The organism is Stenotrophomonas sp. PS02297 (assembly GCF_029959705.1).
Taxonomy (GTDB): domain Bacteria; phylum Pseudomonadota; class Gammaproteobacteria; order Xanthomonadales; family Xanthomonadaceae; genus Stenotrophomonas; species Stenotrophomonas nitritireducens.
Window position 1 is genome coordinate 61,390 of record NZ_JASCOS010000002.1, and the last position, 16,414, is coordinate 77,803.

Below are 16,414 nucleotides of genomic sequence, written 5' to 3' on the forward strand. Positions count from 1 at the left end.
CATGACAGCCCAGGCGGCCGCCGAACTCCACACGATCATCGACCTGATCCGCTACGGCGCAAGCCGTTTCAATGCCGCGGGCCTGACCTTCGGACACAGCTACGACAACGCGCTGGACGAAGCCACCAGCCTGGTGCTGCACAGCCTGCACCTGCCGCCGGACCTGGGCCCGGCCTACGGCCAGGCGCGCCTGCTGGCCGAGGAGAAGCAGCAGGTACTGGCGCTGTTCGAGCGCCGCATCGCCGAGCGCCTGCCGGCCGCCTACCTGATCGGCGAGGCCTGGTTCGCCGGGCTGAGCTTCAAGAGCGACGCGCGCGCGCTGGTGCCGCGTTCGCCCATCGCCGAGCTGATCCTCAATGGCTTCGAGCCGTGGCTGGCCGGGCGCGATGTCACCCGCGCGCTGGACCTGTGCACCGGCTCGGGCTGCATCGCCATCGCCATGGGCCACTACTACCCGAACTGGCAGGTGGACGGCAGCGACATCAACGACGCCGCGCTGTCGCTGGCGGCCGAGAACAAGGAACGCCTGCTCGCGCACAACGTCGAACTGGTCAAGAGCGACCTGTTCGGGGGGCTGCAGGGCCGCGTCTACGACCTGATCGTCACCAACCCGCCCTACGTCACCAACGACGAGACCGATGCGCTGCCGCGCGAATACGCGCACGAGCCGGACCTGGCGCTGCGCGCCGGCGACGATGGCCTGGACCTGGTGCTCAAGATCCTGTGCGATGCGCCGGACCACCTGAGCGAGGACGGCCTGCTGATCTGCGAAGTGGGCGATTCCGAGCAGCACCTGGTCAAGCTGCTGCCGGAAGTGTTCATGTCCTGGATCGAATTCAAGGTCGGGCAGATGGGCATCTTCGCGGTCGAGGCCGCCGAGCTGCGTGCCCACCATGCGCGCATCGCCGAGCTGGCGGCGCAGCGATGAGTTCCAATTCCTTCGGCAAGCTGCTTACGGTCACCACCTTCGGCGAATCGCACGGGCCGGCGATCGGCTGCGTGATCGACGGGTGCCCGCCGGGGCTGGAGATCGCGCCGGAGGAGTTCGCCCACGACCTGCAGCGCCGGGCCACCGGCAAGAGCCGGCATACCTCGGCGCGGCGCGAGGCCGACGAGGTGGAGATCCTGTCCGGCGTGTACGAAGGCCGCACCACCGGCACGCCGCTCGCGCTGCTGATCCGCAATACCGACCAGCGCAGCAAGGACTACAGCAACATCGCCGCGCAGTTCCGTCCCGGCCACGCCGACTACAGCTATTGGCAGAAGTACGGCATCCGCGACCCGCGCGGCGGCGGCCGCTCCTCGGCGCGCGAGACCACCATGCGCGTGGCCGCCGGCGTCATCGCCAAGAAGTGGCTGCGGCAGCGTTACGGGGTGACCGTGCGCGGTTACCTGTCGCAGCTGGGCGCGATCACCCCGGCCGGCTTCGACTGGAGCGCGGTCGAGGACAACCCGTTCTTCTGGCCCGACGCCGCGCAGGTGCCGGAGCTGGAGGCGTACATGGATGCGCTGCGCAAGTCCGGCGATTCGGTCGGCGCGCGCGTGGACGTGATCGCCGACGGCGTGCCGCCGGGCTGGGGCGAGCCGATCTACGGCAAGCTCGACGGTGAGATCGCCGCGGCGCTGATGAGCATCAACGCGGTCAAGGGCGTGGAGATCGGCGACGGTTTCGCCAGCGTCGTGCAGAAGGGCACCGAGCACCGCGACCTGATCACCCCCGCCGGTTTCCAGTCCAACCACGCCGGCGGCATCCTCGGCGGCATCGCCACCGGCCAGCAGATCGTCGCTTCGATGGCGCTCAAGCCGACCTCCAGCCTGCGCCTGCCCGGCGCGACGATGGACGTGGAAGGCAACGCGGTCGAAGTCGTCACTACCGGCCGCCACGACCCCTGCGTTGGCATCCGCGCCACGCCCATCGCCGAGGCGATGCTGGCGCTGGTGCTGATGGACCAGGCGCTGCGCCACCGCGCGCAGTGCGGCGACGTCGGCGTGATGGCGCCACGCATCCCCGGGAGCCTCGATGGCTGACCGGCGGCCCCGCGTCTGGGTATCGCAGCCGCTGTTCGACGACACCGTCGCGCAGCTGGCCGCGTACTGCGACGTGGTGGCCACGCCGGCCGTCACCGCGCACGACAGCGCGGCCCTGGCGGAGCACCTGGCCGGCGCCGATGGCGCCCTGGTCACGCTCAACGAACGCATCGGCGCGGCCGAGATCGCCCATGCGCCATCGCTGAAGATCGTCGCCAACGTCGGCGTCGGCTACAACAATCTCGACATTCCCGCGCTGAGCGCGGCGGGCATCGTCGCCACCAACACGCCCGACGTCCTCACTGAAACCACCGCCGACCTCGGTTTTGCGCTGCTGATGGCCGCGGCACGGCGCATCGTCGAATCCGATCGCTGGCTGCGCGAGGGCCACTGGGGGCAGTGGTCGTTCACCACCATGCTCGGCGCCGACCTGCATGGCAGCACCCTGGGGATCCTCGGCATGGGCCGCATCGGCCAGGCCATCGCCCGCCGCGGCCATCATGGTTTCGGCATGAAGGTGCTGTACCACAACCGTGCGCGGCTGCCCGCTGACATGGAGCAGGCGGTCGGCGCGCGTTACGTGGATTTCGACGAACTGCTGGGCAGCGTCGATCACCTGTTGCTGGTGCTGCCGTATACCGCGCAGAACCGCTACATCATCGATGCCGCCGCACTGGCGAAGATGAAGCCCACCGCCACGCTGGTGAACATCGCGCGCGGCGGCATCGTCGACGAACTGGCGCTGGCCGACGCGCTGGCGCACGGCCGCCTGGCCTCGGCCGCGCTCGACGTCTACGAGAACGAACCGGACGTGCGCCCCGAACTGCTGGCCCTGCGCAACATCGTGCTGACCCCGCATGTCGGCAGCGCCTCGCTGGCCACGCGCCGGGCGATGGTGCAGGTGGCGGTGGACAACCTGCTGGCGGGCCTGGGCATCGGCCCGGATGCCGGCCATCCCGCCAATGCGGTCAACGGCGGTCTGCTGGCCGATGGCATGGCGCGCACGGGCAATGCCGGCACCAAAATCGACATCAAGAAACGGTAGGGAGCCTCCGAGGCTGTCGCCGGAGGTTCCCCGAACCTGGCTCGACGTGTGTGTCCCCCCATCTCTTTCTTTCGAGTACACCTCATGAGCAATGAAGCCCGTCGTTTCCACGTAGCCGTCGTCGGCGCCACCGGCGCGGTCGGCCAGACCATGCTGGCCATCCTCGCCGAGCGCGATTTCCCGGTCGGCAAGCTGAGCCTGCTCGCCTCCGAGCGCTCGGCCGGCCAGCAGGTCGAGTTCAACGGCGAGAAGGTCACCATCCAGGACCTGGCCACGTTTGATCCCGCCGGCGTCGAGATCGCCCTGTTCTCGGCCGGCGGCGGCATCTCGAAGGAATACGCGCCGAAGTTCGCCGCCGCCGGCGCGGTCGTCATCGACAACTCGTCCTCGTTCCGCTACGACGACGACGTGCCGCTGGTGGTCTCGGAGGTCAATCCGGAAGCGGCGAAGAACCGTCCGCGTGGCATCATCGCCAACCCGAACTGCTCGACCATGCAGCTGATGCCGGTGCTGGCGCCGATCCACCGCGAGTACGGCATCGAACGCGTCAACGTGGCCACCTACCAGTCCGTTTCCGGCGCCGGCCAGAGCGGCATGGAAGAGCTGGGCAAGCAGACCGCGCAGCTGCTGGGCTTCCAGGAAATCGAGCCGAAGAAGTTCCCGGTGCAGATCGCCTTCAACCTGATCCCGCATATCGACGAGTTCCTCGACAACGGCTTCACCAAGGAAGAAATGAAGCTGGTCTGGGAGACCCGCAAGATCCTCGGCGACGACAGCATCCAGGTGAACCCGACGGCCGTGCGCGTGCCGGTGTTCTATGGTCATTCCGAGGCGGTGAACATCGAGACGAAGAAGAAGATCAGCGCGGACCAGGCGCGCGAGCTGCTGGCCGCCGCGCCGGGCGTGAAGGTCGTCGACGAGCGCAGGGCCGGCGGCTACCCGACCCCGGTCACCCACGCCTCGGGCACCGACCCGGTCTATGTCGGCCGCATCCGCGAGGACATCTCGCATCCGCGCGGGCTGAACCTGTGGGTGGTGGCCGACAACATCCGCAAGGGCGCTGCGCTCAACGCGGTGCAGGTCGCCGAACTGGTCGCCAGCGGCGGCTGAGGCAAGGCGCGCCGCACCATCCTGCATCGCCGGGGATGCGGCGCCATCCTGGGCCCGGCCGCTGGTCGGGCCTGGGCTTTCAAGGGGCCGCCAGGCAATGCCGGCCAACGGTCGGCCCCCTCCGGTACCGGTACCTGCCAACACCACCTGGAAGCATCTGGAGAAAAGCCGGCTCGGTAGGCGGGCGCGCCACTGCGCGAAGCGCGAACGGCGAAGCCGGCCCGAAGGGCGAGCCGCTTGCGGCGAGTCAAGGCGCGGAGGTGTGGCAAGCGAGAGACGGGGCCCACGGTTTGCGAGGCAAACCGTGGGGCGACAGCGCGCGGCGTTGGCGTGTCTCCCCCGCGGTATTCCGAATCCGGCTCTGCCGGTATATTGGCCGGCATGAAACCACGGGGCAGGAGCGCGATGCGCTCGATACAAGGCGTGTTCGTCCTCGCGCTGGGGCTGTACAGCAGCGCCGCGCTTGCCCTCGGCCTGGGCAACATCCGCGTACTGTCCAGGCCCGGACAGCCGCTGGTGGCCGAGATCCCGGTGATCTCCAGCGACCCGGGCGAGCTGGAAAGCGCCACGGTGGCGCTGGCCTCGGCGGCGACCTTCGAGCGCGTGGGCCTGTCGCGGCCGGAGGGGCTGGTCAGCGAGCTCCAGTTCCAGTTCGCCCAGGACGCACAGGGGCGCGCCGTAGTGCGCGTGACCAGCGCGGCGCCGGTGCAGGTGCCGGCGCTGAGCTTCCTGATCGAGGTGGACTGGGGGCAGGGGCGGCTGGTACGCGAATACTCGGCACTGGTCGCCGCGCCGGAGGCCGCTACCGCGGTCGCCGAACCGGTGATCGAGGCGCCGGCCGCGGCGCCTTCCAACCTGATCGTGCGCGAGCCCGGGCCGGCGTCGGTGCCCATGTCCGGGCCGGCGAAGGAACCGGCGGCGGTCGCCGCACCCGTACCATCCACGCCTTCCGCATCCCGTCCGGCGCCTGTCGCGCGGCCGGCGGCCACGGCCGACGGCATGCTGGCGCCCGTACAGCGCGGGCAGACCCTGTCGGGGATCGCGGGCGAGCTGGCGCGCGACAACGGCGTTTCGCTGGACCAGGCGATGGTGGCGCTGCTGCGCGCCAACCCCGAGGCGTTCATCCGCGGCAACGTCAACCTGCTGCGGCAGGGGGCGGTGCTGCGTGTTCCCGGAAGCGGGGAACTGGAGCGCACCGACACGGCCGCTGCCCGCGCGTTGGTGCGGGAGCATGTCGCGCAATGGCACCAGGCGCGCGCACCGATCCCGCAGCCGGCGGTGGCCGGCACGGCGACCGCCACCGCAAAGGCGGATGCGGTCGCGCCGGCGGCGCGCGATGCGCGGCTGGAAATCGCGCCGGCGGTGGCTGGCGCACATCAGACGGCAGGAATGACGACCGGGCTCCAGGCCGGTGGCGAGGGCGACATGGCGGCGAACGAACAACTGCGGCAGGCCAGGGAAGATCTCGCCACGCGCGATGCGGAACTGCAGGAACTGCGCGAGCGCGTCGCCGAACTGGAGAAACTGCAATCGCAGCAGCAATCGCTGATCGCGATGAAGGACAGCAACCTGGCCGCAGCGCAGCAGCGCCTGGCCGAGGTGGGGAAGAAGGAGCCGGCGGGCACCGCGCCATGGGCGTGGCTGGGCGTGCTGCTGGTCGTGGCCGCGGCAGGCTGGTGGCTGTCGCGCCGTCGCCGGCCGTCGCCGCTTCCGCCCGCGCCACCTGCCGGTCGCGCCGCCGAAGGCGAACTGTCGGCGCTTGCCGCGGCGATGCCTGCGGTGGAAGAGGAGATCGCCACCGAGGTCGCGCCCGTGCAACCGGCTGCCGCGCCCGTCGAAGATGAGGTCGAGGTCGAGGTCGAGGTCGAGGCCGAGGCCGTTCCGTTCTGGTCGCAGCCGTCCACCGGCGCCAATCCGCCGCGTTCGGCCCGGCAGGAGCCGGTGCTGCTGTTCGAGGCCTCGCGTCCATCGGGCGACGCCGCAGCGCCAGCCGCGCCGGCGGAACCGACCGTGCAGGAGGAAGGCGACTGGCTGGCCGGTGACATGGCCAGTCTGGCGCCGCTCAACCCTGCGCCCGCCGGCCGCGAGCGGCTGGAGCTGGCGATCGCCTACCTGGACCTGGGCGATGCGGAAACCGCGCGTACCCTGTTGAACGAAGTGGCCGCAGGCGGCGACGTGCAGGCGCGCGCCGAAGCGGTCGAATTGCTGGGGCGGTTGGGATGAGCGGGCAGGAGCCGGCGGTGAAGCACGAACGGCGCATCGACTATGTCGAGTTCGCCTCGCGCGATCCTTCCGCGAGCCGGCGTTTCTTCGAGCAGGTGTTCGGCTGGCGCTTCGAGGATTACGGCCCGGACTACACCGCGTTCGACGACGGCGGACTGCAGGGCGGTTTCTTCCGCGGCGAGCCGGCGACGAGCGGGTCCGGCGCACCGCTGGTGGTGCTGTACGCGGCGCGGCTGGCGTCGCTGCAGGCGGCGGTGCTGGCGCAGGGCGGCACGCTGAGCAAAGCCGAATTCACCTTCCCCGGCGGGCGCCGCTTCCAGTTCCTCGAACCCGGCGGCAACGAACTGGCCGTGTGGTCCGAACGCGACGCGGATTGAACGGGCGCCCGCTGCGGGCGCCGGCTCCGGCAAGCGCCGGCGAAACGAGAGGTTTGACGATGCGCTACGCGCTGGGCGTGGAATACGACGGCAGCGGCTTCAAGGGCTGGCAGCAGTTGGGCGAAAGCGGCTGTGCGAGCGTGCAGGCCACGCTGCAGGATGCTCTTTCGTCGGTGGCCGATGCGCCGGTGAGCGTGGTCTGCGCCGGCCGCACCGATGCCGGGGTGCACGGCGAATGCCAGGTGGTGCATTTCGACAGCGATGTCGCGCGCGAGCCGCGCGGCTGGGTGCTGGGCACGACCACGCGGCTTCCGCCTTCGGTGTGCGTGCGCTGGTGCGTGCCGGTGGCCGACGACTTCCATGCGCGATTCTCCGCGCGCGCGCGGCGCTACCGTTACCGCCTGCTCAACCGCCAGGTGCGTCCGGCGCTGTACCGGCAGACGCTGAGCTGGGAACGCCGGCCGCTGGACGCCGATGCGATGCACCGCGCCGCGCAGGCGCTGCTGGGCGAAAACGACTTCAGTTCGTTCCGCAGCGTGCAATGCCAGGCGCTGCACGCCCGCCGCGAGCTGCAGTCGATTTCCGTCGCGCGCCACGGCGAGGTGGTCGAGGTGCAGGTGCAGGCCAATGCCTTCCTGCACCACATGGTGCGCAATATCGTCGGCTCGCTGCTGCTGGTCGGTGCCGGCGAGAAGCCGGAGTCGTGGATCGGGCAGGTGCTGGCGCTGCGCGACCGCACCCAGGCCGGGCCGACCGCGCCGCCGCAGGGGCTGGTGTTCGTAGGCCCGCTGTATCCTGACCAGTGGCAACTGCCGGCCGAGGTGACGTCATGACCCGCATGCTGTTCCGCACCCGCATCAAGTTCTGCGGCATGACCCGCGCCGGCGACATCCGCCTGGCCAGCGAGCTGGGCGTCGACGCGATCGGTTTCGTTTTCGCCCGCGGCAGCGCGCGCCGGGTGGCGCCGGCCGAAGCCCGCGCGATGCGCCAGGCGATCACGCCGATGGTCGACGTGGTGGCGCTGTTCCGCGACAACAGCCGCGAGGAAGTGCGCGAGGTGATGCGCACGGTACGGCCGAGCCTGCTGCAGTTCCACGGCGACGAGGACGACACCTTCTGCCGTGCGTTCAACATGCCCTACCTGAAGGCGGTGGCGATGGGCGGTACGGAGGCGGTCACCGCACGCAGCCTGCAGCTGGCGCATCCGCATGCGGCCGGCTTCCTGCTGGACAGCCACGCGCCGGGCGGCAGCGGCGGCAGCGGCGTGGCCTTCGACTGGTCGCAGGTGCCCTCCGGGCTGCACCGGCCGTTCCTGCTGGCCGGCGGCATCCGCCCGGACAATGTGTTCGAAGCGATCGCCAGCGTGCAGCCGTGGGGCGTGGATGTCTCCAGCGGCATCGAATCGGCGCCGGGCATCAAGGATGGCGACCGGATGCGCCGTTTCGTCGAGGAAGTGCGCCGCGCCGACATGCACGACGCATCCGCGTAAGCCGCAGGAGCGGCTTGGGCCGCTCCTACGCGGCCAGCTGCCGCCGCAACCAGTCCGCCAGTGCCTCGACCCGTGGATGTCGGTTCCCGCCGGCGGTGCACAGCGCCCATTGCCCTTCGGTATCGACGAAGCCCCACGGGGCGATGAGGCGGCCGTTGACCAGGTCGTCGGCCACCAGCGGTTCGGGGGCGATGGCGATGCCGAGGCCGGCGACCGCGGCTTCGAGCAGGTAATACAGATGCTCGAAACCGGTGCCTTCGCGCAGCGCCGCCGCGTCCAGGTCGTTGAGCGCGGCCCAGGTGGGCCAGGCCTGCGGCCGCGAGCGGGTGTGCAGCAGCGCATGGCCGAGCAGGGCGTCGGGCGGCTGGTGGGCGAGTACGTGCGCGCCACGCATGGATGGGCTGAACACCGGGCCGATGCGTTCGCTGCCCAGGCCGTGCACGGTCCAGCCGGCCGGCCACGGCGCCTGGCCGAGCAGGAGGGCGGCGTCCATCCCGGCCAGCCGCGGGGCGAAATCGCCGTCCTGCGCGGCCAGATGCAGGGTCAGCCCCGGCAGGTCGCGCTGCAGCTGCTGCAGGCGCGGGATCATCCAGCGCGCCAGCACGCTGCCCGGGCAGCCAAGCACGAAGGCGTCGTTGCGTTGTCCCCGGCGCAGCGCGGCCACGCAGTCGCGCAGTTGCGAGAACGCCCCGGAGGCGGCTTCCTGCAGGCGCCGGCCGGCGGCGGTCGGGCGGATGCCGCGGCCGTCGCGCTCGAACAGCGCCACGCCGAGCTCTTCCTCCAGCGCCCGCAACTGGCGGCTGACCGCGCCATGGGTCACATGCAGTTCGTCGGCGGCCAGGCTGACGCTGCGCAGGCGGGCGGCGGCCTCGAAGGCGCGCAGCGCATTGAGCGAGGGCAGGGCGTGTTCGTCCTTCATGGCGCACATCCCTGTGCGCCACCCTTCGGGCGGCTTCGCCCTGAATAACGGCTGTCCTGCCGTTCTTTCATGGCGCACACCTGTCCGCCATGGAAGGCGGGAATGCCGGTTTTGCAGGAGCAGAAGCCAGCCGTGCGCCACCCTTCGGGCGGCCTTCCGGTGAAAAGCGCCTGTCCTGTCGTTCTTTCATGTGAGTTTTTCTAACACATGCCGGCCCAGATATCGATTTTCATCTTCGGGAGCGTGCGCTACGGTGCAGGCCTGTCCTGCCGACCGCGATGCCATGACCGCCGCCCCGATCACCGATTTCCATGCCTTCCCCGATGCCCGCGGGCATTTCGGCCGCTTCGGCGGCAGCTTCGTCGCCGAGACGCTGGTCGGGCCGCTGCAGGAACTGGCCGCCGCCTACGACCAGGCACGGGTCGATCCGGCCTTCATCGCTGCCTACGACAAGGACCTGAAGCACTACGTCGGCCGGCCCAGCCCGATCTACCATGCCGAGCGCCTGAGCCGCGACGTGGGCGGGGCGCAGATCCTGCTCAAGCGCGAGGACCTCAACCACACCGGCGCGCACAAGGTGAACAACACCATCGGCCAGGCGCTGCTGGCCGCGCGCATGGGCAAGACCCGCATCATCGCCGAGACCGGCGCCGGCCAGCACGGCGTGGCCAGCGCCACCGTGGCCGCGCGGCTGGGGCTGGAATGCGTGGTCTACATGGGCTCGACCGATATCGAGCGGCAGAAGATCAACGTCTACCGGATGAAGCTGCTCGGCGCCACCGTGGTGCCGGTGAGCAGCGGTTCGGCCACGCTCAAGGACGCGCTCAACGAGGCGATGCGCGACTGGGTGACCAACGTGCGCGACACCTTCTACATCATCGGCACGGTCGCCGGCCCGGACCCGTATCCGCGCATGGTGCGCGACTTCAATGCCATCGTCGGGCGCGAGGCGCGCGCGCAGATGCTGGAGGACTACGGCCGCCTGCCCGATGCGATCACCGCCTGCGTCGGCGGCGGCTCCAACGCGATCGGCCTGTTCCATGCGTTCCTCAACGACCGCGACGTGAAGATCTACGGCGCCGAGGCGGCCGGCGACGGCATCGCCACCGGACGCCATGCCGCGTCGATCTCCGCCGGTCGTCCCGGCGTGCTGCACGGCAACCGCACCTACGTGCTGTGCGACGACGATGGCCAGATCACCGAGACCCATTCCATTTCCGCCGGCCTGGATTACCCCGGCGTCGGCCCGGAACACGCCTTCCTGGCCGACAGTGGCCGCGCCCGGTATGTCGGCATCACCGACGACGAGGCGCTGGCGGCGTTCCACCGCCTGACCCGCACCGAGGGCATCCTGCCGGCGCTGGAATCCAGCCATGCGGTGGCGCAGGCGATCAAGCTGGCGCGCGAACTGCCGAAGGACGCGCTGGTGCTGTGCAACCTGTCCGGGCGTGGCGACAAGGACGTGCACACCATCGCCGCACGCGAAGGGCTGGTGCTGTGAGCGCGCCGCTGCTGCGCGGGAGCGCACTGGCCTGCATCGCGCTGGCGCTGGTGGCCTGCAAGCCGGCCGACCCCGGGGTTGCGCCGGCTACGCCTGCACCGCCCGCCGCTTCTGCTCCAGCATCCGACGCGGCGCCGCGGTCGGCGGCCGGCGATGCCGCGGCGCAACTGGCCGCCGTCGGCGAGCTGCGCATCGGCGCCCCATTCGGCAAGGCGCCGGGCGATGCGGCCTTCAAGTCCGCCGGCATGCGCGAAGTCATGGAAGGCGACTGCGAGTACTACGACCGCGGCACGTTGCCCGAAGGCATGTCGATGATGGTGATCGCCGACCGCATCGCGCGTTTCGACGTGGATGGCGAAGGCGACCCCGGCGTGCGCGTCGATGCGCGGCCGGCCGCCGCGCCGCCGATTCCCTTCGGCCTGTGGGTGGGCATGGACGCGGCCGAGGCGAAGAAGCGCCTGCCTGCCGGCGTCGTGGTCAGCCCGCATGCCTATGTGTCGCCCGATGGCGACTACCTGACCTGGACCGACAAGCGGGCCAACCTGGCCCTGCGCCTGGAAACCCTCGGCGGCGTGGTGACCTCGATCTACTGGGGCCAGCCGGATGCGGTCGAACTGATTGAAGGATGCGCCTGAGATGTCCGTGACCCGTATCGACGAATGCTTCGCCCGCCTGCGGGCGTCCGGCCGCAAGGCGCTGATCCCGTTCATCACCGCCGGCGACCCCGCCTTGGAAGCCACCGTGCCGGTGATGCACGAACTGGTCGCCGCGGGCGCCGACGTGATCGAACTGGGCGTGCCGTTTTCCGACCCGATGGCCGACGGCCCCACCATCCAGCGCAGTTCCGAGCGCGCGCTGGCGCGCGGCGCCGGGCGGCGCTATGTGCTGGATACCGTGGCCCGGTTCCGCGAGCAGGACGCGCTCACTCCGGTGGTACTGATGGGCTATCTCAACCCGGTGGAAATCCGCGGCGCCGCGCAGTTCGCGGCCGAGGCGGTCGCCGCCGGCGTGGACGGCGTGCTGCTGGTCGACCTGCCGCCGGAAGAAGCGCAGGAGACCCGCGCCGCATTCACCGCCGCCGGCCTGGCCCTGATCCTGCTGGCTTCGCCGACCAGCAGCCAGGCGCGGCTCGACGGCCTGTGCGATGCCGCGCAGGGCTATCTGTACTACGTCAGTTTCGCCGGCGTCACCGGCGCGTCGGAACGGCTGGACAGCGCCGCCGCGGGCGAGCGCCTGCGTCTGCTGCGCAGCCGTTCGACGGTGCCGGTGGTGGCCGGGTTCGGCATCAAGGATGCGTCCAGCGCCGCGGCGATGGCGGTCGATGCCGATGGCGTGGTGGTCGGCAGCGCGCTGGTCGCGGCGATGGCCGAGGCCGCTTCGGTGGCGGAGGCGGTACGCGCGGCGGGGGCGTTCCTGGCGCCGTTGCGGCAGGCGCTCGACGCCTGATCGGCGAAGCCGGCGCGTGCCGGCGCCCGGTGCAGGGATAATGCGGGCCGGCTCCGTTCCGCAGGACGACATTTGGATCTTTCATCGGCGCATGCCGGCGGCCGCAACCCCGGCATCGATGCATTGCGCGGCGCCTCCATCCTGATGGTGGTGCTGCACCACCTGGCCCTGCGCATTCCGCTGCGCGATACCGCGCTGGGCGACATCCTGCCGCGGCGCCTGCTCGATGCGCTCAGTTACAACGGCTATGAGGCGGTGTTCGTCTTCTTCGTGGTATCCGGCTTCCTGATCGCGTCGCATTCGCTGCGGCGCTGGGGTTCGCTGTCGTCCATCGACCTGCGTGCGTTCTATGTGCGCCGGGCGGCTCGCATCCTGCCGTGCCTGCTCCTGCTGCTGGCGGTGCTGAGCGCATTGCATCTGGCCGGCGTGCCTTTCTACGTGATCGACGGGAAAGGGCAGTCGCTGGGCGGCGCGCTGTTCTCGGCGCTGGGCCTGCACCTGAACTGGTACGAGGGCCGCACCGGTTGGCTGCCCGGCGGCTGGGACGTGCTGTGGTCGCTGTCGATCGAGGAAGTGTTCTATCTCGGTTTTCCGCTGGCCTGCCTGCTGGTGCGCGGACGCACGCTGCTGATCGTGCTGCTGGCCCTGTCCGCGTTGTCGCTGCCGCTCACCCGCGCGGCCCTGGCGGGCAACGAGATATGGCAGGAAAAGGCCTATCTTCCCGGCATGGCGGCCATCGCCACCGGCGTGCTGGCCGCCCTGCTGGTCGAACGCTGGCAGGCGCCGCGGCGGACCGCGCGGCTGCTGCGCCTGGCCGGCGGGCTGGGCCTGCTGGCGGTGCCGCTCTGCGGGCGCGAGCTGTGGGCCTCGTTCGGCAACGGTTACATGCTGGTGCTGACCGGTTCGGCGGCGATGCTGATCGCCGGCCTGCAGCCGGGCGGAGCGGGTGCGCCGATGCGCGCGCTGGGCTGGCTGCGCGCCTTCGGCCGGCTCAGCTACGAGATCTACCTCACCCACATGTTCGTGGTGTTCGCCCTGGTGGCGCTGTACCGGCACGGCGGCAGCGATGTCCGTTCGGGATTCTGGTGGTACCTGCCGCTGCTGGCCCTGTGCTGGGCGCTTGGCGCGCTGGTGGCGCGGTTCTATTCCGATCCCTGCGACCGGGCCGTGCGGCGGCGTTGGCTGGGGCTGCCCAAGGCGGACGCCCATGGCCTGCAGGCCATGGCGGCAGGGGCGGTCAGTCGCGATCGCGGGTAGCGCCGGCGGCGTCGCTGAACAGGTCGGCCGGTCCCATGGGGGGCAGGGCGCCTTCGAGTTCCAGCAGGAACTGCTTGGCCGCCAGTCCGCCGCTGAAGCCGGTGAGCGCGCCATGGGCGCCGACCACGCGGTGACAGGGCAGGAAGATGCCCAGCGGGTTGCGGCCGTTGGCCGCGCCTACCGCGCGGGCTGCGGTCGGGCGGCCGATGCGTGCGGCCAGGCGGGCATAGCTCGTGGTCTGCCCGTAGGGAATGTCCGCCAGCGCGAACCAGACCTGGCGCTGGAACGGAGTGCCCTGTGGCGCCAGGGGCAGGTCGAAGATGCGCCGGTCGCCGCGGAAATATTCATCGAGCTGGCCCTGCGCCTGCCGCAGCAGCGGATGATCGCCCTCGCGCCAGCCATCGCGGGGCAGGAGCCAGGCATCCTGCGGGAACTCGAGCGCAAGCAGTCCGCGGTCGCTGGTGGCCACGGTGAGCGGCCCGAGCGGGCTGGGGACAGGGCGGTAGTGGATCGTCATCGTGTTTCCCGGCGGGCAGGCGCGGCGTTGGACCGCGCCGGCGTACGCTACCGTCGGTTTGCCGCCGCGCGCTAGACTGTCGGCCCTGTCGCGGCCTGCGGGCCGCCCTGAACGGAACTGTCATCCCGCATGAGCTGGCTCAGCAAATTGATGCCCTCGGGCATCCGCACCGACAACACGCCCAACAAGAAACGCAGCGTCCCCGAGGGCCTGTGGGAAAAGTGCAGCAGTTGCGGTGCCGCCCTGTACCGGCCGGAGCTGGAGGAGAACCTCGAGGTCTGCCCCAAGTGCGGCCACCACATGGCCATCCGCGCGCGTGCGCGCCTGGCAGCGTTGTTCGACGCCGACAGCACCACCGAGATCGCCGCCCGCCTCGGGCCGACCGACCTGCTCAAGTTCAAGGACCAGAAGAAGTACGCCGAGCGCATCAAGGCCTCGCAGAAGAACACCGGCGAGTACGACGCGCTGGTGGCCATGCGCGGCACGCTCAAGGAGCGTCCGCTGGTCGCCGCCTCGTTCGACTTCGCCTTCATGGGCGGCTCGATGGGCTCGGTGGTCGGCGAGCGCTTCGCGCTGGCGGCCGAGACCGCGCTGGAGATCGGCGCGCCGTTCGTGAGCTTCTCCGCCAGCGGCGGCGCGCGCATGCAGGAAGGCCTGTTCTCGCTGATGCAGATGGCCAAGACGTCGGCCGCGCTGGGCAGGCTGCGTGCTGCAGGCCTGCCGTACATCTCGGTGCTCACCCATCCGACCACCGGCGGCGTGTCGGCCTCGTTCGCGATGCTGGGCGACATCAACATCGCCGAGCCGCAGGCGTTGATCGGCTTCGCCGGTCCGCGCGTGATCGAGCAGACCGTGCGCGAGAAACTGCCCGAAGGCTTCCAGCGCTCCGAGTTCCTGCTCGAGCACGGCGCCATCGACCAGATCTGCGACCGCCGCGAAATGCGTGAGCGCCTGGCCGATCTGCTGGCCATGCTGATGCGCCAGGAGCGTCCGGCCAGCGACGTGGCCGCCGCCTGATGGCGGCCCGCAGGTATTTCGGTACCGACGGCATCCGCGGCCGGGTCGGCGAAGGCGCCATTTCCGCCGATTTCGTGCTGCGCCTGGGCAACGCCTACGGCCAGGCGCTGGTGCGCGCGACCCAGTCGCGCGGCAGCGGCCGCAAGCCGCTGGTGGTGATCGGCAAGGACACCCGCATCTCCAACTACATGTTCGAGGCCGCACTGGAGGCCGGGCTGGTCGCGGCCGGCGTGCACGTGCAGCTGATGGGGCCGATGCCGACCCCGGCGGTCGCGCACCTGACCCGCTCGCTGCGCGCCGACGGCGGCATCGTCATTTCCGCCTCGCACAACCCGCACCACGACAACGGCATCAAGTTCTTTTCCGCGCAGGGCGAGAAGCTCGACGACGCGACCGAGCTGTCGATCGAGGCCGCGCTCGAGCAGCCGTTCTCGACCGTGGCCTCCGAACGCCTGGGCAAGGCGGTGCGCACGCGCGATGCGATCGGCCGTTACGTGGAGGCCTGCAAGAATTCCGTGCCGCGCGACTTCGACCTGGAAGGCATGCGCATCGCGGTGGACTGCGCCAACGGCGCGACCTACCAGGTGGCGCCGCTGGTGCTGCGCGAACTGGGCGCCAGCGTCGATGCGATCGGCATCGATCCCAATGGCGTGAACATCAACGACGGCGTCGGTTCGATGCACCCCGAAGCGCTGGCCGCCAGGGTGCTGGCCAGCGGGGCGCACCTGGGCATCGCTTTCGACGGCGACGGCGACCGCCTGCTGTTCGTGGACAGCGACGGTGGCGTCCACGATGGCGACGACCTGCTGTACCTGCTGGCGATGGACTGGAAGGCCAGCGGCCGCCTGCACGGGCCGGTGGTGGGAACGCTGATGACCAACTACGGCTTCGAACAGGCGCTGTCGCGGGCCGGGATCGGTTTCCTCCGCGCCAATGTCGGCGACCGTTACGTGCACAAGGCGCTGCTGGAGCACGACGGCGTGCTAGGCGGTGAAGCTTCCGGCCATCTGCTGTGCCTGGACCGGGCCACCACCGGCGACGGCATCATCAGCGCGCTGCAGGTGCTGGAAGTACTCAAGCGCCGCGGCATCACCCTGCAGGAAGCGTTGGCGGGGCTGAGGCGGATGCCGCAGCAGACGGTCAACGTCAGGGTCGGGCAGGGCGCATCGGCCAAGGCGATGGTGCAGTCCGGCCTCGTGCTGGCCGCGCTGGCCGCCGCACAGCAGGCGGTGGCAGGCCACGGCCGCGCCTTCCTGCGCCCGTCCGGCACCGAGCCGGTGGTGCGGGTGACGGTTGAAGCCGACGACGCCGCGCTGATGCAGGCCACGCTCGAACGCCTGGCCGAAGCGGTCAGGGCCGCGGCCTGATGCGAAAACGCCCCGGAATCCGGGGCGTTCTGCTTTTTGCCGGCGCATTCCAGGCGGTACCCCTTCGGGCCATCGGCCGGCGATGCCGGGAATCGCCCCGGGCGATTGCCCGTGGCGG

At 70.6% G+C, this 16,414-nt stretch carries 16 protein-coding genes; 14 read left to right on the forward strand and 2 right to left on the reverse strand.

The annotated features are described in order from the left end of the window. The first annotated feature begins 1 nt into the window (after position 1). From prmB to QMX80_RS00890, 8 genes are all read left to right on the forward strand, one after another. A complete protein-coding gene (gene prmB, locus QMX80_RS00855; RefSeq protein ID WP_282274640.1) occupies positions 2-928 on the forward strand; it encodes a 50S ribosomal protein L3 N(5)-glutamine methyltransferase in 927 nt (308 codons plus the stop codon). After that, positions 925-2,028 carry a chorismate synthase gene (aroC, locus tag QMX80_RS00860; RefSeq protein ID WP_282274641.1) on the forward strand — a complete coding sequence of 368 codons (1,104 nt, stop codon included), beginning with the start codon at positions 925-927 and terminating at the stop codon, positions 2,026-2,028. Before prmB ends, aroC begins: the two co-directional genes overlap by 4 nt. After that, complete coding sequence (locus tag QMX80_RS00865) at positions 2,021-3,073, forward strand: D-glycerate dehydrogenase (RefSeq protein ID WP_282274642.1); 1,053 nt, start codon at positions 2,021-2,023, stop codon at positions 3,071-3,073. The genes aroC and QMX80_RS00865 overlap by 8 nt, the downstream gene beginning before the upstream one ends. An 84-nt stretch (positions 3,074-3,157) precedes the next feature. Continuing rightward, complete coding sequence (locus QMX80_RS00870; protein WP_055769810.1) at positions 3,158-4,183, forward strand: aspartate-semialdehyde dehydrogenase; 1,026 nt, start codon at positions 3,158-3,160, stop codon at positions 4,181-4,183. Between the two features lie 405 nt (positions 4,184-4,588). Further along, on the forward strand, positions 4,589-6,406 hold the full coding sequence (locus QMX80_RS00875) for a FimV/HubP family polar landmark protein (RefSeq protein ID WP_282274645.1): 1,818 nt from the start codon (positions 4,589-4,591) through the stop codon (positions 6,404-6,406). Then, entirely contained in the window at positions 6,403-6,783 is a 381-nt protein-coding gene (locus tag QMX80_RS00880; protein WP_282274647.1) for a VOC family protein, read from the forward strand. The genes QMX80_RS00875 and QMX80_RS00880 overlap by 4 nt, the downstream gene beginning before the upstream one ends. A 59-nt stretch (positions 6,784-6,842) precedes the next feature. Further along, positions 6,843-7,616 (forward strand): tRNA pseudouridine(38-40) synthase TruA, encoded by a 774-nt coding sequence (gene truA / locus QMX80_RS00885; RefSeq protein ID WP_055769804.1) that lies wholly within the window; start codon positions 6,843-6,845, stop codon positions 7,614-7,616. Continuing rightward, entirely contained in the window at positions 7,613-8,272 is a 660-nt protein-coding gene (locus QMX80_RS00890) for a phosphoribosylanthranilate isomerase (RefSeq protein WP_055769802.1), read from the forward strand. Before truA ends, QMX80_RS00890 begins: the two co-directional genes overlap by 4 nt. A 25-nt stretch (positions 8,273-8,297) precedes the next feature. On the opposite strand, the gene QMX80_RS00895 is transcribed toward QMX80_RS00890, so the two are convergent. After that, positions 8,298-9,191 carry a LysR family transcriptional regulator gene (locus QMX80_RS00895; RefSeq protein ID WP_282274648.1) on the reverse strand — a complete coding sequence of 298 codons (894 nt, stop codon included), beginning with the start codon at positions 9,189-9,191 and terminating at the stop codon, positions 8,298-8,300. Positions 9,192-9,474: 283 nt separating this feature from the next. On the opposite strand from QMX80_RS00895, the gene trpB reads away from it, so the two are divergent. The 4 genes from trpB to QMX80_RS00915 all read left to right on the forward strand — a co-directional run bounded on the left by trpB (position 9,475) and on the right by QMX80_RS00915 (position 13,395). Beyond that, entirely contained in the window at positions 9,475-10,692 is a 1,218-nt protein-coding gene (trpB, locus tag QMX80_RS00900; protein WP_273080021.1) for a tryptophan synthase subunit beta, read from the forward strand. Further along, complete coding sequence (locus QMX80_RS00905; RefSeq protein WP_282274650.1) at positions 10,689-11,327, forward strand: hypothetical protein; 639 nt, start codon at positions 10,689-10,691, stop codon at positions 11,325-11,327. Before trpB ends, QMX80_RS00905 begins: the two co-directional genes overlap by 4 nt. A 7-nt stretch (positions 11,328-11,334) precedes the next feature. Beyond that, the gene (gene trpA / locus QMX80_RS00910; protein ID WP_282274683.1) at positions 11,335-12,138 is read left to right on the forward strand and encodes a tryptophan synthase subunit alpha; all 804 of its coding nucleotides are present in this window, start codon (positions 11,335-11,337) and stop codon (positions 12,136-12,138) included. Positions 12,139-12,210: 72 nt separating this feature from the next. After that, complete coding sequence (locus tag QMX80_RS00915) at positions 12,211-13,395, forward strand: acyltransferase (RefSeq protein WP_282274651.1); 1,185 nt, start codon at positions 12,211-12,213, stop codon at positions 13,393-13,395. On the opposite strand, the gene QMX80_RS00920 is transcribed toward QMX80_RS00915, so the two are convergent. Continuing rightward, positions 13,376-13,912: a methylated-DNA--[protein]-cysteine S-methyltransferase gene (locus tag QMX80_RS00920; RefSeq protein WP_282274653.1), complete on the reverse strand. Its 537-nt coding sequence runs from the start codon at positions 13,910-13,912 to the stop codon at positions 13,376-13,378. The two genes, QMX80_RS00915 and QMX80_RS00920, sit on opposite strands and share 20 nt — an antisense overlap. A gap of 129 nt (positions 13,913-14,041) precedes the next feature. On the opposite strand from QMX80_RS00920, the gene accD reads away from it, so the two are divergent. Both accD and glmM read left to right on the forward strand, forming a co-directional pair. Next, positions 14,042-14,929, forward strand: a complete 888-nt coding sequence (gene accD / locus QMX80_RS00925; RefSeq protein WP_055769791.1) for an acetyl-CoA carboxylase, carboxyltransferase subunit beta — start codon at positions 14,042-14,044, stop codon at positions 14,927-14,929. Next, positions 14,929-16,296 (forward strand): phosphoglucosamine mutase, encoded by a 1,368-nt coding sequence (glmM, locus tag QMX80_RS00930; protein WP_282274655.1) that lies wholly within the window; start codon positions 14,929-14,931, stop codon positions 16,294-16,296. The genes accD and glmM overlap by 1 nt, the downstream gene beginning before the upstream one ends. Positions 16,297-16,414 lie beyond the last annotated feature (118 nt).